Annotated in this window: 16 protein-coding genes; 15 read left to right on the forward strand and 1 reads right to left on the reverse strand. The window is 40.9% G+C overall.

Annotated elements, in window-relative coordinates; genetic code table 11:
* Positions 1-138: 138 nt before the first annotated feature.
* From MMU05_RS03355 to MMU05_RS03380, 6 genes are all read left to right on the forward strand, one after another.
* A complete protein-coding gene (locus MMU05_RS03355; RefSeq protein ID WP_241140253.1) occupies positions 139-3,369 on the forward strand; it encodes a S41 family peptidase in 3,231 nt (1,076 codons plus the stop codon).
* 425 nt (positions 3,370-3,794) lie between these two features.
* Complete coding sequence (locus MMU05_RS03360; RefSeq protein ID WP_241140254.1) at positions 3,795-5,270, forward strand: MACPF domain-containing protein; 1,476 nt, start codon at positions 3,795-3,797, stop codon at positions 5,268-5,270.
* A gap of 101 nt (positions 5,271-5,371) precedes the next feature.
* A complete protein-coding gene (locus MMU05_RS03365; protein WP_241140255.1) occupies positions 5,372-6,709 on the forward strand; it encodes a SanA/YdcF family protein in 1,338 nt (445 codons plus the stop codon).
* A gap of 161 nt (positions 6,710-6,870) precedes the next feature.
* Positions 6,871-7,776: a patatin-like phospholipase family protein gene (locus MMU05_RS03370; protein WP_241140256.1), complete on the forward strand. Its 906-nt coding sequence runs from the start codon at positions 6,871-6,873 to the stop codon at positions 7,774-7,776.
* Between the two features lie 10 nt (positions 7,777-7,786).
* Positions 7,787-9,046 (forward strand): hypothetical protein, encoded by a 1,260-nt coding sequence (locus MMU05_RS03375; protein WP_241140257.1) that lies wholly within the window; start codon positions 7,787-7,789, stop codon positions 9,044-9,046.
* Between the two features lie 7 nt (positions 9,047-9,053).
* The gene (locus MMU05_RS03380) at positions 9,054-10,580 is read left to right on the forward strand and encodes a Dyp-type peroxidase (protein ID WP_241140258.1); all 1,527 of its coding nucleotides are present in this window, start codon (positions 9,054-9,056) and stop codon (positions 10,578-10,580) included.
* 226 nt (positions 10,581-10,806) lie between these two features.
* Here the strand turns inward: MMU05_RS03380 and MMU05_RS03385 are convergent, their stop codons facing one another.
* A complete protein-coding gene (locus MMU05_RS03385) occupies positions 10,807-12,369 on the reverse strand; it encodes an SRPBCC family protein (RefSeq protein ID WP_241140259.1) in 1,563 nt (520 codons plus the stop codon).
* A 225-nt stretch (positions 12,370-12,594) separates the two neighbouring features.
* Between MMU05_RS03385 and MMU05_RS03390 the strand changes: the two genes are divergently transcribed.
* The 9 genes from MMU05_RS03390 (at position 12,595) to MMU05_RS03430 (ending at position 25,715) form a co-directional block, all read left to right on the forward strand.
* Positions 12,595-17,718: an adenylate/guanylate cyclase domain-containing protein gene (locus MMU05_RS03390; RefSeq protein WP_241140260.1), complete on the forward strand. Its 5,124-nt coding sequence runs from the start codon at positions 12,595-12,597 to the stop codon at positions 17,716-17,718.
* 151 nt (positions 17,719-17,869) lie between these two features.
* Positions 17,870-18,781 (forward strand): KPN_02809 family neutral zinc metallopeptidase, encoded by a 912-nt coding sequence (gene ypfJ / locus MMU05_RS03395; protein WP_241140261.1) that lies wholly within the window; start codon positions 17,870-17,872, stop codon positions 18,779-18,781.
* Between the two features lie 7 nt (positions 18,782-18,788).
* Positions 18,789-20,243, forward strand: coding sequence for a sulfatase (locus MMU05_RS03400; RefSeq protein ID WP_241140262.1), 1,455 nt, complete (start codon positions 18,789-18,791; stop codon positions 20,241-20,243).
* A 212-nt stretch (positions 20,244-20,455) separates the two neighbouring features.
* A complete protein-coding gene (locus MMU05_RS03405) occupies positions 20,456-21,205 on the forward strand; it encodes a TerC family protein (protein WP_241140263.1) in 750 nt (249 codons plus the stop codon).
* A 161-nt stretch (positions 21,206-21,366) separates the two neighbouring features.
* Positions 21,367-22,296, forward strand: a complete 930-nt coding sequence (locus tag MMU05_RS03410; RefSeq protein ID WP_241140264.1) for a 2-hydroxyacid dehydrogenase — start codon at positions 21,367-21,369, stop codon at positions 22,294-22,296.
* A 168-nt stretch (positions 22,297-22,464) separates the two neighbouring features.
* On the forward strand, positions 22,465-22,938 hold the full coding sequence (greA, locus tag MMU05_RS03415; protein WP_241140265.1) for a transcription elongation factor GreA: 474 nt from the start codon (positions 22,465-22,467) through the stop codon (positions 22,936-22,938).
* A gap of 51 nt (positions 22,939-22,989) precedes the next feature.
* Complete coding sequence (locus tag MMU05_RS03420; protein ID WP_241140266.1) at positions 22,990-23,382, forward strand: HIT family protein; 393 nt, start codon at positions 22,990-22,992, stop codon at positions 23,380-23,382.
* 363 nt (positions 23,383-23,745) lie between these two features.
* Entirely contained in the window at positions 23,746-24,855 is a 1,110-nt protein-coding gene (locus tag MMU05_RS03425; RefSeq protein ID WP_241140267.1) for a Gfo/Idh/MocA family protein, read from the forward strand.
* A 134-nt stretch (positions 24,856-24,989) separates the two neighbouring features.
* Positions 24,990-25,715 carry a DUF6438 domain-containing protein gene (locus MMU05_RS03430; RefSeq protein ID WP_241140268.1) on the forward strand — a complete coding sequence of 242 codons (726 nt, stop codon included), beginning with the start codon at positions 24,990-24,992 and terminating at the stop codon, positions 25,713-25,715.
* Positions 25,716-25,720: the final 5 nt, after the last annotated feature.

Consider the following 25,720-nt stretch of genomic DNA (forward strand, 5'->3'; position numbering starts at 1 on the left):
TAATGCGAAGGCTTCGCTACGGGTAAGATTTTTGTTTGGATTATTTCATTCTAAATTTAGTATAGCCCCATTCCTATAAGAAGAAAGAACAGTTTGTTTCTTTTTATTTATTTTCGTCCAAATTATTCCAATTCCCATATGTCTATCATCAAATCGAGTTTGAGCATGATGATGCTCTTTGTTTTTTCTTTTGCTTTTTCCCAAGAATCCCCAAAATGGCTGCGTTATCCTTCCATTTCTCCTGACGGTTCACAGATTGTTTTTACCTACAAAGGTGATTTGTACAGCATTCCCGCTTCAGGCGGAAAAGCCACCCAATTGACTTTCCATGAAGCACATGATTTTATGCCTGTTTGGAGCAAGGACGGCAGCAAGATCGCTTTTGCCTCTGACCGATACGGTAATTTTGATGTCTATGTCATGAGTGCTCTTGGCGGAGATGCCAAGCGTCTGACTTACCATTCCAATGATGAAATGCCCTATACTTTTTCTGCAGATGACAGGAATGTAATCTTTGGAGGTGTGCGTCAGGACCTTGCCGAACACAGACAATACCCGACAGGTTCGCAGGCAGAACTTTATCAGGTAGCTATAGGAGGCGGCAGGGTAGATCAGGTTTGGACACTGCCTGCAGAATATGTGCAGGTCAGCGCCGATGGTAGCAAGATGATCTACCATGACAAAAAAGGCGGCGAGAATGAATGGCGCAAAAGACACCAATCAGCCATCACCAGAGATATTTGGGTGTATGATGCTAAAACCAATACCCATAAAATGATCTCAGATTTTGGCGGAGAGGATAGAAATCCTGTTTTCGCTCCTGGAGAAAAAGCGGTCTACTACCTTACCGAAGAGAAGGGAAGCTTCAATGTCCAAAAAATGAGTTTGGACAATCCTACCCAAAAAACAGTATTGACAAGCCTGAAGGATTTTCCTGTCAGGTTTTTGAGTATTTCCAAGAATGGACTGATGAGTTTTTCTTATGACGGAGAACTTTATACTTTGAAAGAAGGGGAGCAACCAAAAAAAGTAGTGGTTTCCATCACCACACAGCGGATATCCAATGCTGACAGCTATATCAGTATCAATGGTGGCGTGCGGGAAATGTCAATTTCTCCCGACGGAAAAGAGATCGCTTTTATTGCTAGGGGAGAGGTTTTTGTAACATCTGTGGATGGCTCTTTGACCAAAAGAATCACCAATACGCCACAGCAGGAGCGTTTTGTACAGTTTGCCCCGGATGGCAAATCACTCGTGTATTCAAGCGAAAGGGATGGCAAGTGGCAGATATACCAAACCAAAAGGCTGAGGGAAAAAGAGGAGATCTTCTTCTTTGCCAGTACATTATTGAAAGAAGAAGTTTTGGTGAGTTCGGAGGTAGACAATTACCAGCCGATTTTTTCTCCTGACGGAAAAAAACTAGCCTATGTCGAAGGCAGAAGGACCTTGAAAGTTCTCGATTTGGCCACCAAAACTTCCGTGACTTTGATGACTCCTGAGCAGTTGTTCCACATGGGAGACGGTGACCAATATTTTACTTGGAGTCCGGACAGTAAATGGCTGTTGGCAGAATTCAATCCTACCATGGCCAATGGCGAAGTGGTGCTATTGGATGCTTCAGGCAAAAAAGCCATGGAAAACCTGACTCAAAGCGGTTATGGTGACAGCAGACCCAAGTGGGTCAATGGCGGTAAGCAATTGATTTGGTTCAGCAACAGAGACGGTTTGAAAGGTTTTGCAACGAGTGGAGGTTCTCAAAATGATGTATTCACTTTGTTTTTGACCAAGGATGCCTATGACAGGTTCAGGTTGACCAAGGATGAATTTGACTTGCTGAAAGAAACAGAGAAAGCAGGAAAGGAAAAAAAGGAGGAAGACAAAAAGGAGGAGAAAAAGGAAACTCCGAAAGTAGAGGACATCAAAATCGATTGGGAAGATCTGAGGGAAAGGAAAGCCAAATTGACGATCCATTCGTCTGCTTTGGGTGATGCGGTCATAGACAAGGATGGCGAGAAACTTTTTTACCTCGCCCGTTTTGAAAAAGGGATGAACCTTTGGAGTACCGATCTCCGCACAAGAGATACCAAGATGGAACTGAAACTCGATGCCGGATTTGGCAGGTTGGAATGGGACAAAGAAATGAAAAACCTATACCTCCTCGCGGATGGAAACATCTCCAAAATCACCGACAAAGGCACCAAAAGAGAGCAGATCAAAATCGCCGAGGAAATGACCTTGGATACCGATGCAGAGCGTGCAGAGATGTTTGAGCATATCAAAATCCGTACGAAAGGAGCTTTCTACACCCCGGATTTCCATGGGGTGGATTGGGACGCCCTGACCGCGCAATATGAAAAATACCTTCCTTATATCGGAAACAGCTATGAGTTTGCCGAGATGGTTTCTGAATTGATCGGCGAACTGAATGTCTCGCATGCCGGAGCTCGGTATGGCCGAAGCATACCTCAGGCTGATGCCACGGCATCTTTTGGGATTTTTATGGATTATTCTTTCAAAAACCCCGGAATCAAAATCGTTGAAGTGATTAAGGGCGGTCCATTGGACAAATCTGGCATGAACATCCAAAGCGGCATGGTCATCGAGAAAATTGACGGAGAAACCATTGCTTTGGACAAGGACATTGCCCAATACCTCAACAGGAAATCCGGTAAATTCACCTTGATCGAAGTAATGGACCCAAAGACAAATACCCGTCAACAGGTCACAGTGAAGCCAATCAGTTTGGGTGAGGAGAACCAATTGCTATACAAGCGTTGGGTAAAGAAAAACCAGGAAGAAGTGGACAGGTTGAGCAACGGGACTTTGGGCTATGTCCATATCCCCGGCATGTCTGATGGGCCATACAGAACCACTTACGAGGAAATGATGGGCAAATACCATGACCGAAAAGGAGTCATCGTGGATACAAGATTCAATGGTGGGGGAGATTTGGTGGCGGATTTGGCCATGTTCTTTACCGGAGAAAAATTCATCACCTATGCCACTGAAGACCGAGAAGTAGGTTATGAACCGACATTCCGTTGGACGAAGCCGACATTAGCGATGTTCAACGAAAGCAACTATTCCGATGGACATTGTTTTGCCTGTGGGTACACCGACCTGAAAATAGGGAAAACCGTCGGCATGCCTACTCCGGGAACCTGTTCTTTTGCAGGTTGGGAAATGTTGCCTGATGGCGGTAGATGGGGAATGGTTCCGATTTCTGCCAAAGACAAAGCAGGCAATTGGATGGAAAACAACGAAACCAAGCCGCAGTTCCAAGTAAAAAACATGCCGGGACAAATCGACAAAGGCAAAGACCAACAGCTGGAAAAAGCCGTGGAGGAATTGATGAAAGATGTGAAGTAACCCTTCGACTTCGCTCAGGGACCAAGAGGCGAGACTTACCCGTCATTCTGAGGGAGGAACGACCGAAGAATCTCTTACTAGAAGCGAGCCCTTCGACTTCGCTCAGGGACCAAGAGGCAAGACCTTAGCCAATCGAAACAAAAAATAAATAATTGAGAAAAAGACTTTTCCTTGTCACTTCGACGTAGGAGAAGTCTTTTTTTTAGCCTTTTTGTTAAGAGCGTCGATTTTTTGACTGCATTTTAAAGTGAAAATAACATCTCCAAACAGAATAAAAATATAAGTAATGGGTAGTCTATGAAACAAAATTAGGCAAAAAATTAATTTTCAAATCCTTAACCTAAATTATACTTTTTCGTTGTTAATCTGAATACAAAAAAATTACTTTTGCATTCATCCCAGCTCTAACTTAATCCCCATTCACCATGAAGTTAAAATTTACCCTACCCTCATTCTTGTTGGTGGCCGGATTGCTTTCATCCTGCCTTTCCGAACCGAATCTCGAGAATATTCCTCAAGAAAACGTTGAGTTTATTCCTGTTGAAGAAGCAGATGAAGCATCGATTTTCCCGCTCAAAACAGGCTCCTATGCCGAGTTTGGCATTCTTGGACACGGATATGATGTCACCAAAGATTATGCAATCGAAGATGGCATTTCCAACAAGGGTCAAGTGATTGACATTCAAAAAATAGTTAATTCTAGCCAACCTTTCCTTTCTTCAGGTTCTATTAATAGGCAAGAAACAATTGATCTTGTAAGTAGTGATGCGGCCAATTATAGCTTACAATTAACCTTAAATTCAAGTTTGGATGGTTCAACACCGGTATTTGGAGGAGCTATACTTAACCGGTTTGGAAATAAAAGAAATGCCCAAGGGGAATTTGATGGTAAGAAAATCTATGGCACTTGGGAGTTGTCAATAGTGTACAAATTTTCAAAAGTTCTTGGCGGTTTTACAAATGATGAATCTCCTACTGTAATCAATATCAAGAAGGACTACCTCTCAGATGATTTTGCTAATTTTATCAAAAGCAACAATGCACAGAGCATAGTCAGAAATTTTGGGACGCATGTAATAAGAGACGCCAGTTTTGGTGCAAGGTTAGAGGTTAATTTTCAAGCTGAAACGAATGAGCCAAATAGAAGCGAATTGGCTTTTCAAAAACTCCCTCTTAAATCTTATCCGGGAGCAAATGAAACTTTTAATGAAGTCTATACTTGGAGAACGATTGGTGGAGATACGACTTTCGCAGTGAAAGGGAAACATTATTTGGCAGATGGTACACCTCCAACAATAAGTCATGCAAAATGGCAAAGCACCATTACTGAAGATAACAGTGTTTTGCTCGGATTTTTTCCAAATGGTTTAATTCCGGTATACTATTTTATCCAAGATCCTGTCAAAAAAGCCGAAGTTAAAGCCTATGTTGACCAATATATTTCGGATAATAGTGTCAAACTTTTCAACAAGAAGGCAAATATCCATAGGTTACATGACAAAAAGGGGAGTAACCATATTTACACTACCGAACCTGCGAAAGAAAGTCTGCTGGGATATGATTATGAGGGAGTTTCCTTTCAAGCTTTCACCTATCTCGCTCCTGGTACCCGCCCGGTATATAGGTATTTAAATTCTGAAAGCTCGAACCATCTTTTTACCATGGAACCAAACCTTTCTCAGGGTTTTATAAAAGACCCATTTATTGGTGGGGATAATGTTTTTGAAAAAATCGCTTTTTATGCTTTTGAATCAGAAGCGCCAGGAACCAAGCCTATCTTCAGCAGCAAAAAGACCAAAGGAAACAATACCCATCAATTACTCACTGCAGATATTTCAGAACATCAAAATGCCTTGAAAAATGGGTACGCGGATGAAGGGATTGTTTTTTACGCCTATTGACATTATTTATTAAGTATTCGATTAAATACCAATCCCTTTTCAAGCAGTGGTTTTGAAAGGGGATTTTTATTATGTTATTTTCAAATTCGCGGATCCTGATCATGAAAAATAATTCCAAGAGTTTTTATGTTATTTCAATAGGAATTTTGGTTTCTCTGGCTGTGGTTTTCGGTTTGGATTCCTATATAGATTCATCCACAAAACCAAAAATATTCAATTCAGTCGATCTGATTCCTAAAAACCATGCAGGTTTACTTTTGGGTACATCCAAATTTCTTTCCTCAGGAAATATAAATCCATATTTTATTAATAGAATTAAAGCCGCTGCTGAATTATATCATTCTGGTAAGATCCATAGAATTGTTGTTAGTGGAGACAATAGTCGGAAAGATTACAACGAACCTCAAGACATGAAAGAGGAGCTGATCAAGCTTGGTGTCTATGAAAATGATATCTATTTAGATTATGCTGGGTTAAGGACCTATGATTCGGTAATCAGGATGAGGGAGATTTTTGGTCAAGATAGTTTTACAGTGATTTCTCAGGAATTTCATAATGAAAGAGCAATTTTTATCGCAAGTGCTTTTGAAATAGATGCGATAGGGTTTAATGCTGTTGATCTTAATGCTTCTATGGGTTTCAAAACTAACCTTAGAGAAAAATTTGCAAGGGTAAAAATGATTGTTGACTTGATCTTAAAACAAGAACCAAAATTCCTGGGAGAAAAAATTGTTATAGAGGAAAGAGAAATGACTTGGAGAGATTTTATTGATTTTAATGAACCAGATTGTCTTCTTTATTTAGACTCAGCCCGGTCTGATTTTTCAAAAGGTAAGATCGTGCATCCTATTTTTGAATCAATGGAAATCATTAGATATAGAGAGGAATTTGATGATTTATTAGAAATGGATGGTATCAAAACTGAATTGTTTTATGATCCACTTTGGATAGGACAAATATGCTATGCTTATTTTATGGATAGTGTAGTTTCAGCCAAGTTTGGCAAAGATTACATTGAATTTCAAAGAGTTAAAGCTGATAGCATATTTTTAGCATTATTCGAAACTAAGATTTATAGGTCTTGGTATCTTGATAAGGAACCGAAATATTCAGAAAACTATGGATATGCGGACAGTTTCATAAAGCACAAAATCAAATTTCCGGCAAAATGGGATTCTGTAAACATGGAACATGAAAGACAACATGTCTCATTGGAAATGGTGATTAACAAAAACGGGGAGATTGAAAAGTGGCAATTTGACATTCATAACTTAAAGCCTTCCAACGAAAAGTATTTGGGTGATTTAAAAAACCAGATTTCCACAATTATAAAGGATATGAAATCTTGGGAACCTGGTGAGTTAAACGGTCATCAAGTTGCTTCTAAGATTTACCTGGATATTGACCTAGACCAACCGAGAACAAGATTTCCATTTTGATTTTTTCCTTTTAGATTTCCACTCATTTTTCATTAGATTTTTCAAAATCCCCGTCCAATTATCCCTATAATCCCCTCAATTCTAGATAATCCAATAATTTATTTTATATTCAAAGTACCTATTTACCTCTATTAGTTACATAAATCCTGTTTATAATCCGCATGGCAATCGAAAATCTGGCATTAAAAGGTGGGGGAGTTAAGGGAATTGCCTATGTCGGTGCTTTGAGGGAATTGGATCATGTAGGTCTTCTTTCTGGAATCCAAAGGGTGGCCGGTACTTCGGTAGGTTCGCTTTTGGCAGGAATGATCTGTGCAGGCTATTCAGTCGATCAGATCGAAAATCTCCTCAAGCATCATTTTGACTTAAAGAAATTCAAGATAGGTTGGAATCCGCTTGGTATATTCAGGAAGTACGGGCTTTACTCAGGGAGTTATATTCTTGATTTCATCCATAGGTATCTGATCGAATCCCCAAAAAATCTTCCTCCCAATGTGACTTTCAGACAAATGAAAGAAGCCGGATGCAAAAAACTATATGTCTTTGCCTGCGACCTGAATCTCCATACAATTCAGGAATTTTCTGCATTCAAAACCCCTGAAGTCGTCGTCGCGGAAGCCATCCGTGCTTCTATGTCCATTCCTCTTTTTTTCAAGTCATGGCAATTCAGAAATTCCAATCCCAACAACCATATCTTCGTGGACGGTGGCATTGCCTTCAACTATCCCTTGGGATTCTTTGACAATGAGCGCTTTGCCCCGGCCCCGGATTTTATTTGCGAGGAGGCAATTGGGCTGTACCTGCATGACAAAGACAGCGATAAGGAGGTGGACCTGCATTTTTCCCAACCTTTGAGTTTTCTAAAGCAGTTATTCGAAACACTTCTCAATGTCCAAAACATAGATATAGGATTTGAAACAGCCGAAGGGAACCGTTCTATCAGGATAGATGGATTGGGGATTCCTGCTACTGATTTCAATTTGTCACTTTCGGACATGGATAGCTTGATCCGTTCAGGAAGTGAATGCACCAAAATGTTTCTCTTGAAAAATAAACTTATAAGTTAATGCAAAATTTATGAGGCAAAGCTCAGTCACCATCATAGTCCCGGTCATCCAAAACAAGGTTGATGACTTATTGAAATATCTAAACAAAATAAAAGCCGACTTGGACGAGGGAAGACCTCCCGAATTCGAAAAATTGGATATTATCCATTTTGCAAGGTGGGCGGTGATTGACAACGGAAAATCCTATATCAATGACCCGACTCCGAGAGTTCCCAAGCTTGTTTTTGTGGTTGATTTTGATGGAGAAGTGGATGCTTTTTTTAAAGGGTTTTGCAAGGATTCTTCTGACATCTTGGACAATGTCTATACATTTTGTGAGGGTTTTCCGGTAGAAGAACAGAGGGATACTGAAAGCAGGATTTCCTTTTTGAAAAAACACATGGTGAAGGATGTTGCAGTATATATAGGAGCTCCAGGACGGACAGTTCAGCAGATAAAGGATGAAAGTGAACTGAGAAACCATATCAGGAAATACCTAGACTCCAGGTCTTGGCAGGATGTGTCCGCGCATACCATCCACAAGAAAATCAAAGAGGATGTACTGAATAGGAAAGAATTTTTATTTCTCAAGCAAAAAGTCCATATGCCAAGGATAAATTGGTTGGGACTGATTTTCCTCGGTCTGATCCTGATTGCTTTACTTCCTTTGATCATCATTTGGCTGTTGATTGTCCATTTTTTCTACGAAAGAAAGGATGTGAACTTTACCAAAAAGCGGAGTGGATTGGACAGTCATTACTTAACCGAACTTGAAAGGTATGAGGACTTCAAAAACCAAAATCAGTTTACCCAATTGGTAGACATGAAGGAAGGAAAAGTCAGGCTGATTACCATCAAAGCCATGTTTGCCCTGTCCAAAGGTCTGATCAGGTTTGTCTTTGTACAAGGAAAACTGATGGGGATCCCGACCATACACTTTGCCAAATGGGTCATGTTTGAAGACAATTCAAGGGTTTTGTTTTTCAGCAATTTTGATGGCAGTTGGCAGCAATACCTCGGGGACTTTATCGACAACAGCGGTTGGGGACTGACCGGTATTTTTTCCAATACCAAGGTCTTTCCCAAAACCAATTTTTTACTCACAGGTGGTGCTTACGACGAGGAGCATTTCCTGGCTTGGAGTCGAAATTCGCAATTGGTCACCAATGTATGGTACACCGCCTATCCGAAACTTTCCATCAAAAACGTCAACAACAACACTAAAATCAGGGTGCTGCTGATGAAATCACTTTCCGAACGTCAGGCGGCCAAATTCCTAAAACTCATTTGATATCCTTATGACAAAGTTAGAACTCGAAGATATTCAAGGTTATATCATCCGCGGTTACGCCCACATGATGTATTCACGGTTTGTTTACCTTCAAATAACGGATCGCACCGCTGCCAAAAAATGGCTCTCCAAATCTTGGGTAGACATGACTACAGCGGTACATATTCATGATAAAGCCAAGATTTCCGATACGCATTTGAATATTGCTTTTACCCATAAAGGTTTGGGTGTTCTTGGACTAAATGACGAAAATCTTAATGGCTTTTCAAGGGAGTTCCGTCAGGGAATGGTCTCTCGCCACAGGTCAAGATTGCTTGGGGATGCAGATAGCAGTGCACCAAAGCATTGGAATTGGGGCAATTATTCCGGTGATTCAGATGATTCAGATGATTCCGGTGATTCTGATGATACCAATGATTTCATTGAACCAAAGGATCGTAATTATCCCATCCACCTTTGCCTAATGATTTTTGGTAATGACAAAGAGAGTGTTGATGATATTGAAAAAGATAAAATCGTCTGTTTGAATTATTATGAGGAGTTGAAAGCCCAATTTGCAGAAAGTGGCTTGAAGGAACTTTTTTCCATTGACGGACAGACACAGCCTGACAACAAAGAGCATTTTGGATTTAGGGATGGTATTTCCCAACCGATCATAGAAGGTTCGGGAAGGGTAGGTCCCCAAGATGATGTGGTGAAGGCCGGGGAATTTCTTTTTGGGTATGAAAATGAATTCGGCGTTTATCCTGACACACCGCTGATAGTCAAAGATCAGGGGAATATGAACCTCCTTGCCCCTGATGCAGGAGGAAGTGGGCTGAAAGATTTAGGACGGAATGGGTCTTTTCTTGTTATGCGGCAATTGGAACAGGATGTCCATAAGTTTTGGACTTTTATAAATGAAAAAACAAAGAATCCTGATGGATCTCCCAATGAAGAAGAAAGCCTGAAATTGGGGGCAAAAATCATGGGAAGGTGGCAGAGTGGGGCGCCGATCACCCTTTTTCCGGACAAAGATCCCGGGGTTATCAGCGACATCAATGATTTTGGTTATTCTAAATTTGATCCGGACGGTTTGAAATGTCCTTTTGGATCTCACTTGCGACGAAGCAACCCACGGGACAGCGTGGATGACCATGGGATCAAAGAATCCTACAAACTCAGCAAGCAGCACCGAATCATCAGAAGAGCGAGGTTGTATGGACAGATTTTTGAAGGGTCACCGACCAACACAACCCCTGAAGGGGAAGTGGGATTGCTTTTTGCCTGCTTCAATGCCGACATTAGCAGACAGTTTGAGTTTCTCCAATATACTTGGGGAAAACTTCCCAAAGTCAAAGAATTGTACAATGATCCTGATCCGATCATCGGAGTAAAGGAAAAGCCGGATGAGGGAGAAGAACAGAATTTCACCATTCAGGACCTTCCGGTAAACAGAACAATCCATGACCTGCCAAGAGTCATCACTGTCAAAGGCGGCGCATATTTCTTCTTTCCTTCCATCAGTACTTTGCGGTATTTGGCAACGGTTTAGGAGAAGACGGGAGATGTGAGATTTGAGACTTGAGACTTGGGGAATTCAAAATTATGAATGATACAAGGGGCAAGAAACAAGAGGTGAGTGAAATGTCCGGTATATCCCTGCCCTCCGAAAGGCGGAGTTCATCCGACTTCTGACTTCCAACTTCCGTCTTCCAACCAGTCTGCAAAAGAATATTGGATGACTGGCCGAAAAGTGGATAACCATAAAGATTTTTGCATCAATCCTCCAAATAAGCCTTTGCATTGTTGAGGCCGTTTTGGAGGTATTTTTTGAGAGCAAATGGTATGAAAAGGCTCAGGAATAATTTACCCAAAATATTTTTGTAAGTGAACGTGTACACCCAGCGGATTCTTGTTTGGTCATCGACAGTATCAAACCACATCTGTCCAAAAGCCTTATCGGTTAAATTTTTAAAAAAGTCGCTGAAGTCGGTCATCTGATAGGCATAATGGGAATATCGGTGAACTGAAATCAATTCCTCCTTCAACCTGCCGCTGTCTCCTCTTTCGATCCACCTTTTGTCACCCACTTTTTCATATCCTGTCTGCAAACCAGTCACATTGATGATACCGTATACAGGCCCGGCTTTCAATAGCCAATTAGGTAATTCTTTATTACTTGAAATATATTTGTAAGCCTTTTCTTTGCTGCAATTAACAATCACTTCCGCAGCCGTTTGGAGGATTTTTTTGGAAGGCACCTGTTGGTCAATGCTATTTTTACGATATGGATGAACAATGTCCTTCAAGAAATCAGGTGAATCTTTTGGTTCGATAACTGGCAATTTGTTTTTGTCATGGCGAAATTTTGACATCACTTCATACACTCTTTTCCTGACACGGTTGAAGCTTCCCAACGGTCGGTGGGCCGGCAAAGTATGCCATGGGTTGAAAGATAAATTGTCTCCAAACTCAATTTGGGCATTGGAGTCAAAAACCTGTGAATAGATGGTCAGTGTTGCCAATTTGATATACTGCGAAGTCCAAGGCACGGTCGGGTCTTCGATCGGCATGGCTTCCGCATCAGTTTGGAACTGTACATAAAAGTCAAATTTTGCCTCATTGTCATAGAGCGTTTGGGCCAGATTATACCGCAGGTAATTGTAATCTGTGGTGTTTTCGACAACGATTTGATTATCAGGAGAGGGTCTGAGATGATATTTGACCGCCTTTTCTATTATACCAAATTGGTAAGGCTGTGTACTCCAGTAAGGGATATTGAGTGGATTATCGCAGGCTACCATACTTTTTTTGATCCGCATCAATGTAGGGAGATGCAAAGGGTTCAGAAAGTAAAGCAGGGTTTTGATCTTGCTTGCAGATGTCAGGGCAGTTAATAAAGTATTCAGTTCTTTGATGGTTTTTGCAAAAAATGTCTCACTGCTCATCAACAAAAAATCCTGGGTTTCCAGGAAATGTTCGTCGTTTAATATTTTTTCACCGGGTACCCCCAGCAGTTTGATGGCAATCCCTCTGATGTCTTTTTTCTTGTCTTTTTGTGTTTCGGTGTTTCCGTTAGAAAAACGTACCCAAGCATTGTATTTTCTAGGTGCTCCGGCAAAAACTCCTACTTTAAATTCATCAGGTAAGTTTGGTTCTACTGCAAAAGAAGCTTTGACACAGCCATGCATCTTGGTATGTACCTGCCGGAGCATTTTCTTGTCTTTGTACATCCGCGTGACCTGGGCCTCAAATTCATTTACCATTTGAGAGGCAATCGTGTCCTCATCGGCTGAGACATATTCATGCCCTATCTTTTTACCTGAAACCTGAATTGACATAAAATTAAGTTTTTTAAATTTGAATATTTTATCCAATAACCTATAGAAATAGCCTGAAAGTAATTAAAAATAGGGTAAAGTTTCTTGATAACAAAATATTATTAGGTAGTTCAGATAATAAAAAATGTATTATATTTAAGACGAAACCTATTATTCCCGCTTGTCATCTTTACCCTGTTATTGAATTATTGACGCTTATTTTATTACCCTCAAAAATCAATCTAAATGGAATTGCATGTTTTGTATGCAAATAAAATTCACTCTATTCTGAGGTCAGAATCGTTTTTTGAACAGAATTTTGTAATAAAAAGGGCTCCACTTTCCAAACTGTCACAGATAGAGCATCTCAAGGCAGTGAATGAGGCCTCATTTGCAGGAGTATCGGTCGAAGGTTTCAGAAAAGTGTTGGGGAGCGAAAACAGCGATTCCGAACTCAATCTCAAACTTCAATTTATCAAAGGGCAAAGTCTCCGGGAACATAATGCTGTTCCTCTCAACATTGTCGATAAGTTAAAAATCTGCATTGCCATCGCCAAGCGGCTTGCGGAAGTTCACCGTCAGGAATTAGTTCACCTCAATCTCAACCCTGACCATATCCTCATAGAATCCGGTACCAACAAGGTTCATTTTATCAGCCTTGGTTTGGCCACCAGCATTCAAAGGAAAATCGGTGTCCAGAGTAGATTGATATTTTCCGAAGCGGATTATGATTTTATAGCCCCTGAGCAAACAGGTAGGATAAGTACAGACATTGGCTATTACACGGATATTTATTCTTTGGGAGTGGTTTTTTATTGGTTGTTTACAGAAACACTCCCTTTCGAATCCAAAGTAGGTCCTTCCAAAATTCATGCGCACATCGCATTGACTCCCCGAAGTCCAAGCGATATTGTCGATATCCCCAAAATCATTTCGGACCTGATTCTGAAAATGCTCGAAAAGGATGTTCCGTCCAGATACCATTCTGCTTCCGGGGTTGCATTTGACTTGGAATTGATTCTGAACGCACTACAGAGAAAAGGCGTTGCGGTTGGTTTCGAACTCGGCACCAACGATACTTCTGGAACCCTGAGATTCTCAGATGAACTCTATGGCAGGGAAAATCAGGTCAGGCAACTGAATGAGGCTTTCCAAAGGGTGATGGAGGATGAAAAAATCCTCATGCTTGTTTTTGGAAATTCAGGGGTTGGGAAGTCGGTTCTTGTAGAACAGCTTTACCGTCCGGTAATCAAAGAAGGTGGTTTTTTTATTTCCGGCAAATTTGACCAGCTCAGAACAGATGTTCCCTATTTTGCTTTTTCCCAGGCTTTGGGCAGATTGGTCGATCAAATTTTGCTTCTAAATGAAAAGGACCTTGCCCATTGGAAGCATGAGCTTCACAGGCTTCTTCACCCGATCGGTAGGGTGTTGTATGACATCATCCCGGGTTTGGAAAAACTTTTGGAAAACGAACCGGAACTGCCTGCTTTGAGCGGTTTGGAGGCCCAATTGAGGTTTAATTATGCCCTGAATAATTTCTTTCAGGTGTTTTCGGATTCCAATAAACCGCTCGTTATTTTCATAGATGACCTTCAATGGAGCGATCTTTCATCGTTTAATTTGATCAGGAATATCCTTTCCAGCCAAGACCTTAAAAACATATTGATCATCGGTGCCTACAGGGACAACGAAATCACCACCGGCCATTTGTTTCTGCAGTTTAAGTTGGAGATTGAAGAATTGGGCATCAAACCGGAAGAAATCCACCTTGATAACCTCCAATATGGAGACATCTACCGTTTGGTAACCACTACCTTGGGAAAATCAAAAACTCCATTGGACGAATTGGTCAAAATCGTGGACAAAAAATCCGGAGGAAATGCCTTGTTCGTCAATCAGTATTTGAAAGCCATCTACAAAAACGAAATGCTTTATTTTGACAGCGTAGAGTCAAGTTGGAAATGGGATGCTGAAAAATTGATGGGTTATAATGTGGAGGGAGACATCGTCAACCTCTTTTTGCAAACCATCAAAAAACTGCCTGCGGAAAGTATCGCCGCCCTCAAACTCGCTTCCTGTATAGGAAATAAATTTGGATTGGGAGAATTAGCCATCATCACGAAAGGCGGCAAAAATAAAGTTTACCAGGATCTGAAGCCTGCGTTGGATCTCGATCTCATCATCGAAAGTCGTGATGGCTACCTGTACTTTGTGCATGATAGGGTGCAACAGGCATTTTATTCATTGAATGATGAACTGGGCAAAAGAGAATATCATCTCAAAATCGGTAGACTGCTTTTGGAAAATACCGATGAAGAAGACCTAAGGGAAAGTATTTTCGATATTGTAAACCAATTCAATTTTGCCAAAGAACTTATTTCGGACCCAATAGAGTCAAAGAGGCTTCAGGAACTGAATGTCATTGCCGGACAGCGGTCGCAAAATGCAACTGCATATTCCCTCGCTTTACAGTATTTTGAAAACGCAATTGCTCTGATTGGAAATAAAGAATGGGGTTCTGATCAAGATTTTTCTTTCAATGTATTCTTCAAAGGAGCGGAAGCAGCCTACCAATCCAATAATCAGGAGCGATTTGGGCAATTGACAAAAGCCTTGGACGGGCATGTTGCTGATAAAATCAACAAACTCAAGCTGGCAATTCTAAAGATCAAAAATGCCAACATTAAAAATGACCAACAGTTGGTGATTGAAATTGGCTTGGATGCCCTCAAACAGATTGATTATCACCCCAAGAAAAAACCTTCAAAAGCTGATTTTCTTGCAGGGTTTTTCTTTACAAGTTACATGTTGAGGAAGTTTTCATTGGATGATATAGCAAAGCTTCCAAAGAATACCGATCAGTCCGTCATCCTTTCCATGGAAATATTGTCTTATCTGGCCTTTGCTTCCTATTTTCTTGCGCCAATGTCTGTGCCCCTGTATATTTTTAAGATGTTCAGGCTGACCTTGAAACATGGACTTTCTCCAAACTCCCCTTTTGTTATTGTGGTATTTGGATACATCAATATTGTATTCATGAACAAGATTGATAAGGGTCTTGATTTGGCTCAATTGGGGTATAAATTATCGGAACTATTGACGGATGAGGAAAATGGAACCAAAGTCCGAGCCAACTTCCATATTTTCATCTCGTTTTGGTTGATGCCGATGTCCAAAACGCTTCCAGATTTGGAGGATTCGTTCAAAAGAGGACTGCAAACAGGTGAATTTGAATTCAATTCCCTCAACGCACTGATGATCATGTTCAATCAGTTTTTTTCAGGGGAACCTTTGAAAAATATAATAAAGAGGGGTGAATTGTTGACCAAGCAGATGACTCCATTAAATCAATCCTTGCAGATTGAAAGAGTGAAGATGTTCAGACAGGTCGCAATCTCCTTGGTTGATGGAGTTTCTGATTACAGTAAGATCAAGGGAGAGATTTTGGATGAGGATAAGCTGGACTTTCCTGATGGACCGGTTTCATCCAGTTATTATGGAAATCTGTATGAATTGAAGAAAGTGGTAGCCATTGTTTTCAACAAGAATGAGCTTGCCTACGAAAATTCAGTCAAGCAAAAGCCATATTTGGTCTCCGTAATTGGTACCATGGGAGAATATCTCTATTACTTCTATGAAAACATTTGTATTTCCCTGATTTATCATTCAAGAAATGGCGAAGAGCAAAAAAAGTTCTTAAAAACCGTCAAGAAGAATATCGAAAAGTTCAAAAAATACCTTGAACATAATGAGGATAACTTTATTCACAGATTAGAAATGATGGAAGCTGAATATCATTGGTTGCTAAATGATATGGATCCGGTAGTAAAACATTTTTCGAATGCCATCAGGTATGCAAGAAAAAACAAATTCATACAGGACGAAGCATTGGCTTGGGAACGATTTGGGATTTTCTACCAATCCCAGAATCAATCTGAAGTTGCCCAGTTTTATTTTTCCAATGCCTACAAAGCATATTCAAAATGGGGAGCCAAAGCCAAGCTTGAACAGATGAAAGAGGCGTATTCAGGATTTATTTCTCCTGAGGAAATTGGCCTGAAATCCAATAATCTTGACTTGGACACCATACTGAAAACCATCAACCTGATCTCAGGGGAAATGGTCCTGGAAAACATCCTTACCGGCCTGATGAAGTTGGTCACTGAAAACGCCGGAGCCGAAAAGGCTTTTCTGGTCACCAAGGAAAAGGATAAAAAAGTAATCAAGGCATCTTTGGATATTTCAAACAATGAGATCCGGGTATTGCAGGATGATCCATTTGACCAATTTGAAGAAATCAGTCACTCGGTGGTCAATTATGTCATCAGAACGGGAGAGACCTTGGTTTTGGAAGATGCAAGTGCAATACTTCCTTATTCCAATGATGAGTATATTTTGAGAAACAAAATTAAATCAGTGGTCTGTCTTCCTTTGAAACATGCAGGCGAAGGTTTTGCCTATCTGTATCTGGAAAACAGGCTGCTTTCAGGGGCTTTTACCAAGGAAAGAATTGAAATCCTACAGGTGATGGCCACCCAAACAGCCATTTCTCTTCAAAACGCGATGCTGTTGGAACAGACCATCCATCTCAATGAGGAACTCAAACAAGAGGTGGAAGTACGAAAAGAAGTAGAGGAAAGCCTCAGAATCAATAAAAAAAGGCTGGAGGAATACAACGCCAATCTAGAATTTAAAGTCAACGAAAGAACCATTGACCTGCAATCCGAAAAGGAAAAAACAGATGAGTTGCTGCTAAATATTTTACCGCTGGATATTGCCCGTGAGCTCAAGGAAAAAGGTACTGCACAAGCCAAAAAGTTTGAAAGTGTCACAGTGCTATTTACGGATTTTGTGGGATTTTCCATCATCGCGGAAAATATGAGTGCGGATGAGCTTGTTTCGGAGATTGATTATTGCTTCAAAGAATTTGACAGGATTATCCAAAAATATCCAATTGAAAAGATCAAGACCATCGGGGATGCCTACATGGCTGTGGGCGGTCTTCCTGTCACCAACCAAACCCATGCTGTAGATGTCATTAAGGCTGCATTGGAAATCAGGGATTTTATAGAGGAGCACAAGAAGAAAAAGAAAGCACAGAACAAACCGATTTTTGAAGTCCGTATCGGAGTCCATACCGGAAATGTGGTAGCCGGGATTGTAGGGCTAAAAAAATTCGCCTATGACATTTGGGGAGATACTGTAAATCTCGCCTCCCGCATGGAAAGCAGCAGTGAATCCGGAAGGATCAATATTTCAGGAACAACTTATGAGCTGGTCAAAGACCATTTTGTATGTACTTACCGTGGTAAAATAATGGCAAAAAATAAGGGAGTGGTAGATATGTATTTTGTGGAAGGGGCCAGGTAATCAGTTTTATTGGCATGTCAATTGCCATCCCTGATTATGGTCATTTAATTGCAAAACGACCATTACTAACAAAAGTATTCAAGATCATTTTTAATGCTCCCAAAAGGGGCAAACAATAACCTTTGTTCATCACAATATAAATCAATCGACCATGAAATGGCAAGGAAGACGAAAAAGTAGCAATGTAGAAGACCGGAGGGGTCAATCGGGTGGCGGAGTTAATTTTGGCGGGAGTGGTGGAGGGGGGATCAATCCAATGTTGCTTGCTCCATTGCTAAAGATGCTTTTTTCCAAAACAGGTTTGGTCATAGTAGGAGGATTGATCCTTGTCATGTGGCTCACAGGCACCAATCCTCTCGCTTTATTATCCCAATTTACAGGTGGTCCGACTACCCAAATGGCAGCAGGGGAGTACAAGGCCTCTCCCGAAGAAGAACAATTGGCGGAATTTACTGCTGTTGTCCTGGCAGACACAGAGGATGTTTGGAACCAATTGATGGATGGGTATAGGGAACCGGCTTTGGTCTTATTTACCGGTCAGGTCAGTTCTGCCTGTGGCAACGCTTCGGCTGCTACAGGACCTTTTTATTGTCCCGGTGATGAGAAAGTATATATCGATTTAAGCTTTTTTCAGGATATGGGGAGGAAGTTGGGAGCGCACGGTGATTTTGCCCAAGCTTATGTCATCGCGCATGAGGTTGGACATCACGTACAAAGATTGGATGGAACACTAGAAAGGGTACAGTCTAAGCGTGGACAATTACCCGAAGCAGAATTCAACAGGCTGATGGTGATGCTGGAATTGCAGGCTGATTTTTATGCGGGTGTCTGGGCACACCATACCCAAAAGATTAACAATTCCCTTGAACCCGGGGATATAGAAGAAGCTTTGAATGCGGCAAGCTCGGTGGGAGATGACCGTCTTCAGAAGCAGGCAACAGGCCGGGTTGTTCCCGATTCGTTTACCCATGGTACCTCTGAACAAAGATCCCGTTGGTTTAAGCTCGGATTTGACACAGGAGATGTAACTCAGGGAGACACTTTTAATGCAAGAAGACTGTAATAAAACAATGCTTTCATCTTTTTTTCAAAATAGGCACTTAAAGGCATTTCTCTTGTTTTTGGTGATGGTGCTTTCCATGAGGGCCGTCTGCTTTGCCCAAAAAGCAAAGGAAGAATTCAATATCATTTTGATCCATGTGGATGATTTGGGTTGGGCAGATATCGGCTTGCTGGGGAGTGATTTTTATGAAACGCCAAATATTGACAGGCTGGCAGCCGAAGGCATCTTGTTCACCAACTCTTATGCTGCTGCCGCCATATGTTCGCCGACGAGAGCGGCATTGCTGACAGGGAAATATCCGGCTCGGACGGGCATCACTGATTGGATTCGGGCAAAGTTCCAAGGGGGAAGCGAGATGGCTTTGCCTAGTGACTATGAAGAAAATCAAGGAAAAGAATGGCGGACACCCAAGAATCAGGGCTTTTTGCCTCTAGAGGAAATCACCTTGGCCGAGAGACTGCTTCGATATGGTTACACCAATCTTCATATTGGTAAATGGCATTTGGGAGAAGAAGGTCATTTTCCGGAGGACCAAGGTTTTCATATCAATATCGGCGGAAATGATTTGGGTCAGCCACCAAGTTATTTTGATCCATACCTGCCGGAAAAACCAATAGAAAATTATCATTTAAATAACCTTCCTGCCCGAAAAACCGGTGAATTTTTAATAGACAGGGAAGGGGATGAGGTGGTAGCTTTTATTCAGAACCAAAGGGACAAAAAGTTTTTTATTCATTGGGCGCCTTATGCGGTCCATACTCCGATCATGGGCAAAGCCGAAATCATCGCCAAATACCAACAGAAAGAAAAAGGCAAACAGGGCAATCCTGTCTATGCCGCCCTAGTCGAAAGCCTCGATCAAAATGTAGGAAAAGTGATGGCGGAACTGGATAGGTTGGGTTTGAGGGATAATACCCTGGTCATATTTACCTCCGACAATGGTGGTTTGATCGGTAATCCAACTCAGCCCATCACGGACAATTCCCCCTTGCGCTCTCAAAAGGGATATCCTTACGAAGGGGGAATCAGGGTCCCAACGATTGTGAGATGGCCTGGGAAAATAGCAGCTGGCCAGGTAAATAAAAACCCAATCATCACTATGGACTGGATTCCCACCATCCTGGGATATTTGGGAGAAGAATCGAATATAGAGGCCTTGGATGGCGTCAGCCTGGTTTCTGCTTTTTGTAATCCTGACCAAACTATCCCAAGAGATTTGTTTTGGCATTTTCCACATTATAGGGGTGCGGATGTCGTTCCTTATGCCATTGTCAGGTCTAAGGATTTTAAGTTGATACATTATTTTGATGGCAGTAAGTCAGAACTTTTTGATTTAAAAAATGATCCTGGGGAAAGCTTGAATAGGATTGATTCGGATCCGGCAACGGCCGGTTTTCTGTTGAAAAAACTAGAGAAATGGCTAGAGGAAACAAATGCAAGGGTTCCCATTAAGGCCGGATAATTTTTGGAAACAAATAGGAACTATTCGACCTAATTACACTTCTCAAATCTCTAAAGAAAAAAAATTGAAGGCCTGGAATCCGGTTTTTGGGGTATTATACAATTCATGGAATTTGTTGTCAATTTATGATAATCTTAAATATCCTTAATCAAATATTCACAACTCTATTTACCTTCGCACGTCTTATCGGCTAAATCTCAACTAAACCACACATGGAAATCTTTCTTCAAACCGAAACCTGGATTGCATTATTGACTTTGACCTTTTTGGAAATAGTCCTCGGGGTAGACAATATTATTTTTATCTCCATTGTATCCAACAAACTTCCTGAATCACAGCAGGGAAAAGCAAGAACATTAGGATTGGCTTTTGCATTGGTTTTTAGGATTCTCTTGCTTTTGGGGATTTCCTATATTATTCAATTTACCCAACCTTTGATCACTGTTTTTGATTTTGAAATGAGTGGAAGGGATTTGATCCTGGCCGGTGGAGGTTTGTTTTTACTCTTTAAATCTACCGTTGAAATCCACCATAAGATGGAAGGCAAGGCCGAGGAAGTCAAGCCTAATTCTGCTAATAATTTTGCTAGGGTAGTCTTTCAGATCATCCTGTTGGACTTGGTATTCTCCTTTGACAGTATTCTGACAGCCATTGGCTTGGTCAAAGAAGTGTTGATCATGATTATCGCAGTGACGATTTCAATTGGGATTATGATGGTATTTGCAGGCAAAATCAGCAGTTTTATCAACAAGCACCCGACTTTACAAATCTTGGCCCTTTCTTTCCTTATTTTGATCGGATTTATGCTGCTCGTCGAAGGCTTCCATGTAGAAGTTCCGAAAGGTTACATCTATTTTGCGGTATTCTTCTCCCTGGCGGTTGAGGTGATTAATATGAGAATGAGGAAAAAAGATACCGCAAAACCTGTCAAATTGAACCCGCGACTCAAGGAGGGTAAGTGAGAGTTTTCAGTTCAAAGAGGTAAGAAGGGAATTGAAGGAATTGAGAAAAATTTCCCGAATTCTTAAGACTTTCAGACTCAGAAAACATGATAACTCTATAAGGTTTCGACTCATGCAACCATTATAACAATTATAACCATTACAACAACATTAACCTTCAAATGAAAGTCCTTATCATCGATGAAATGCACCTGAGCATTATTCCTTTGTTGGAAAAGGATGGGTTTGAGGTGGACTACAATCCGGAGATCAAAAGAGAGGAGATCATGGAGATTGTCCATGAGTATGAGGGATTGATCATCCGGTCCAAAACACCCATGGATAGACCTTTGCTACAAAAAGCTACCAAACTCAGGTTCATCGGCAGGGCAGGTGCAGGTTTGGACAAAATAGATTTGGAGTATTTGGAAGAAAAGGGAATCCATCTGTTTCATGCTGCCGAAGGCAATAAGGATGCAGTGGGAGAACAGGCGATTGGGATGTTATTGGCATTGTTTAACCATATCGGCAAAGCAGATCAGGAAGTCAGAAAAGGAATCTGGAAAAGGGAAGATAACCGAGGGGAAGAACTTCAGGGAAAAACAGTTGGCATCATCGGATATGGCAATATGGGTTCGGCTATGGCTAAAAAGCTGACCGGATTCGATGTCAGGATTTTGGCTTATGACAAATACAAAAGCAGTTTTGGAAATGAATTCGTCGAAGAAACCGATTTTCAGTCTATCCTTGAGGAATCAGATATCGTCAGCATGCATGTGCCATTGACACCCGAAACAAGGGATTTTTTCACATTGGTAGTCCTCAAAAAGTTTAGAAAACCCATCTACCTCATCAATACAGCTAGAGGAGAAATCATTTCCTTTGAGACGTTAAACCAGGCTTTGGACCTCGGGATTTTGAAAGGTGCCGTCTTAGATGTGTTGGAAAACGAGAAGTTCAACACCTATTCTCCCGAACAAAAAGTGGAGTTTTCAAAACTGGCAGCTCGGGAAAATGTGATTTTCAGTCCCCATATTGCAGGATGGACGCATCAGTCCTATGTCAAAATCAATGAGGTGTTGGTAGAGAAGATAAGGCAATCCTTCCTTTGAAAGCCAGTTCTAAAAAATCCAACAAGTTTTCTTTTTATCATAGGATTGCTTTCTCTGACTGATTTAATTACATTTGTAACATCACATAAGAAATAGAATATAAGAAACGGTTTCAGCAATGAGACCGTTCTTTTATTTTTCATAGGCATAGTAATAATTTAGAATACCATGGGACAAATACAGTATTATACTGAAGAAGGCTTGAAAAGGCTGAAAGATGAACTTCAGGAATTGAAAACAAAGGGCAGGACAGACATTGCAAAGCAGATCGCTGAAGCAAGGGACAAAGGGGATTTGAGCGAAAATGCAGAATACGATGCCGCCAAAGATGCGCAGGGATTGCTTGAATTGAAAATCTCCAAATTGGAAGCTGTGGTCGGTAATGCCCGTGTGATGGACAATTCCAAAATGGATGCTTCTAAAGTGGGAATTCTCAGCACAGTGAAAATCAAAAATATCAAAAACGGCATGACCGTTTCCTACACTTTGGTTTCGGAAGAAGAAGCTGACCTCAAGGCAGGTAAGATTTCTCTTGCTTCACCATTTGGAAAAGGTCTGAACGGAAAAGCTATCGGGGAAATTGCCGAAATAGTTGCTCCTGCGGGGACGTTGCAGTTTGAAATTCTGGATATTTCTTATTAAAAAACTTTTCTCCCGATGGATTCTCTTTCGGGATTTTTTATTTTTACTCCCATGGCAACAATTTTCACCAAAATCATCAACAAAGAAATCCCTGCAGAAATCATCGCAGAGGATGAAAGGTTCATTGCTTTTCTCGACATCATGCCTTTGGTCAAAGGCCATGTTTTGGTGGTCCCAAAGCAAGAAGTAGATTATATTTTTAACCTCGATGACGAGACATTATCAGGTCTCCATATTTTTGCAAAAAAAGTAGCCAAAGCCATTGACAAAACCATCAAGTGTACCAGAGTCGGAGTGGCTGTGATCGGATTGGAAGTTCCCCATGTTCACATCCACCTTGTTCCGCTTCGTACGATGGATGACATCAATTTTACCCGACCAAAGCTTAAAATCACCAAGGAAGAATTGGCGGAGATCGCGGAGACGATCAGGAAAGGGTTTTAATCCATCGGTCAGTTCTTAGATTGCGCGGGCGGTCAAAATATATTTTCTATTTTTTTTAGTTTAGACTTTGATACTGTCACTGTGATTCCTCACCAGCTTGGAGATGGTATTCGGCTTTTCCGATACGGAAATATCGAACAAAACCTTCAATTCAAAAGTGGCATCTGCTATCCTTCGGGATTGATGCAAATTTGATATGATGTGAAAAATGGAAATGAGTGAAAATGTTAAAAGGTTGTCGTGTAATTAATTCACCCCATCAGTTGGGTGCGCTACCTAAAAAAGAATTACTTTGTCGGCCAGATATTAGATAGAATGAAAATTCCCATTTTAGATATTCCATCCATCAACCCAAGCCAAACCATGAAAAAACTCCTCCTTTTTCTTTTCATCTGTTTCTCTTTTTTCCAATACTCATTTGCGCAGCAAAGCAGTCAGCAACCTGTCCGCATGGCGATGATGGGACTTTCGCACGGGCATTCACCATGGATTTTCAATAGAAAAGACAAAACTGATGTAGAATTGGTTGGGATCTATGAACCCAATACAGAACTTGCAGCCGCCTATGCCAAGCGCTACAACTTGGATGAAAAACTGTTTTTTACCGATGTCAAAGTGATGCTTGATGCGGTGAAGTCGGAAGCTGTTTTGGCTTTTGGTTCCATTTATGCCCATTTAGAAGCAGTGGAACTCGCTGCTCCTCGAGGGATTCATGTCATGGTGGAAAAGCCGTTGACCTACTCACTCGACCAAGCCAAGAAAATGGAAGCTTTGGCCAAAAAACACAACATCCACCTCCTGACCAACTTTGAGACTTCTTGGTACGCAAGCACCGAAAAGACCTATCAATTGCTTCAGGACAAGGAAGCCTATGGGCCGATCCGCAAAGCTGTATTCCATCACGGACACCGAGGTCCCAAAGAAATCGGGGTGGGGAAGGAGTTTCTGGATTGGCTGACAGATCCGGTTCAAAATGGCGGCGGAGCGCTGATTGATTTCGGTTGCTATGGTGCCAATATCATGACCTACCTGATGGAAGGGCGAAAGCCGATTTCCGTCACCGCTATTACGAACACCTACAAGCCGGACATTTATCCCAAAGTGGATGATGAGGCGACGATCATTTTGGATTATGGAGATGCGCAGGCGATTATCCAAGCCTCTTGGAATTGGCCTTTTGACAGGAAGGACATGGAAGTTTATGGAAAGACCGGTCAGGTAATCAGTGAAAATAAGTCCAAGATGCGGACGCGAACTTGGGGAATTCCTGAGGAAAAAACCTTCGAAGTTCAGCCCGATGAAGTCGGTGTGTATGTGGATCCTTTTTCCTATTTCGCAGAGGTGATACGGGGCAAAATCAAAGTGGAGGACTACAGCCTTTATTCCCTCAACAACAATATGATTGTCGCCGAAATCCTCGATGCCGCCCGAAAGTCAGCAGAGAAAGGGGAGACGGTATTTTTGGGGAAATAGGGGTTTATGTAAATCAGATTGCTAAAAATTCTTTTAGTTTTATGGGGAATCTTTATCCAATATTTGAGAAAGCAGTTAATAATAGAGAGGCTATTTAAAAATAGAGGAAAGCTAAACTTATGTGAAAATAAAAAATGAAATACCTACCATTGATTCTGATAATTTTCATTTCTTGTTTTCCAAGAACTGAAAGTGAACTGCCTATTTCCATAGAAGGAGAGTGGATTCCAGTTTTTGAGGACATTGGTTTTTTTTATGATTGGTCAGGTCTTAATTTTGAAAATGATACTGTATTTAAAATTAGTGACCGTTGGGACGTGGTAATTGGTCCTTATTTTATTTTTGAAGATCGTATTATTGCGGATACTTTTGATGGTATTGATGAATTCACTATTCTAAATCATACCAAAGATAGTTTAACACTTGAAAAAAATGGAATGATCACCCATTACTATTCAAGAAAATTAGAATACGATATTGATTTGAAATTTAATTCTATCTCAATTTCCACTTACAGATGTATGGATTTATGTTGGGAGTTTGATTTTACGATACAAAGCGACGGCTTTGCGGTATTTAATGGTAAATACAATACTCAGACTTCTGGATTAAAGGAAGGCAGATTGAATGATATTTTATTAAAGGAGATAGATAGTCTATTTAAATGGTCAAATATAAAGGAAATTGATCCTGAATGGGTGGCCATTCCTGCTATGGATGGTTGGTTGATAAATTTTGACATTAATTATAATGACAATCAAACAGTAACCTTTTCAACAACAGATTGGGAACTTCCTTATAGAATCAAACCAATATTTTATTTAATAGATAAACACTTAATAGAAGAAGGATTAAAATAATCTGT

This window comes from Cognataquiflexum rubidum (genome assembly GCF_022538115.1).
Lineage (GTDB): Bacteria > Bacteroidota > Bacteroidia > Cytophagales > Cyclobacteriaceae > Cognataquiflexum > Cognataquiflexum rubidum.

Coding starts and splice junctions, on each gene's coding strand:
- MMU05_RS03375 (WP_241140257.1), top strand. CDS start 7,787: ATGAGGCAAAGCTCAGTCACCATCATAGTCCCGGTCATCCAAAACAAG.
- MMU05_RS03420 (WP_241140266.1), top strand. CDS start 22,990: ATGGCAACAATTTTCACCAAAATCATCAACAAAGAAATCCCTGCAGAA.
- MMU05_RS03355 (WP_241140253.1), top strand. CDS start 139: ATGTCTATCATCAAATCGAGTTTGAGCATGATGATGCTCTTTGTTTTT.
- MMU05_RS03370 (WP_241140256.1), top strand. CDS start 6,871: ATGGCAATCGAAAATCTGGCATTAAAAGGTGGGGGAGTTAAGGGAATT.
- MMU05_RS03390 (WP_241140260.1), top strand. CDS start 12,595: ATGGAATTGCATGTTTTGTATGCAAATAAAATTCACTCTATTCTGAGG.
- MMU05_RS03430 (WP_241140268.1), top strand. CDS start 24,990: ATGAAATACCTACCATTGATTCTGATAATTTTCATTTCTTGTTTTCCA.
- MMU05_RS03405 (WP_241140263.1), top strand. CDS start 20,456: ATGGAAATCTTTCTTCAAACCGAAACCTGGATTGCATTATTGACTTTG.
- MMU05_RS03380 (WP_241140258.1), top strand. CDS start 9,054: ATGACAAAGTTAGAACTCGAAGATATTCAAGGTTATATCATCCGCGGT.
- MMU05_RS03385 (WP_241140259.1), bottom strand. CDS start 12,369: ATGTCAATTCAGGTTTCAGGTAAAAAGATAGGGCATGAATATGTCTCA.
- MMU05_RS03360 (WP_241140254.1), top strand. CDS start 3,795: ATGAAGTTAAAATTTACCCTACCCTCATTCTTGTTGGTGGCCGGATTG.
- MMU05_RS03400 (WP_241140262.1), top strand. CDS start 18,789: ATGCTTTCATCTTTTTTTCAAAATAGGCACTTAAAGGCATTTCTCTTG.
- MMU05_RS03410 (WP_241140264.1), top strand. CDS start 21,367: ATGAAAGTCCTTATCATCGATGAAATGCACCTGAGCATTATTCCTTTG.
- MMU05_RS03365 (WP_241140255.1), top strand. CDS start 5,372: ATGAAAAATAATTCCAAGAGTTTTTATGTTATTTCAATAGGAATTTTG.
- greA (WP_241140265.1), top strand. CDS start 22,465: ATGGGACAAATACAGTATTATACTGAAGAAGGCTTGAAAAGGCTGAAA.
- MMU05_RS03425 (WP_241140267.1), top strand. CDS start 23,746: ATGAAAAAACTCCTCCTTTTTCTTTTCATCTGTTTCTCTTTTTTCCAA.
- ypfJ (WP_241140261.1), top strand. CDS start 17,870: ATGAAATGGCAAGGAAGACGAAAAAGTAGCAATGTAGAAGACCGGAGG.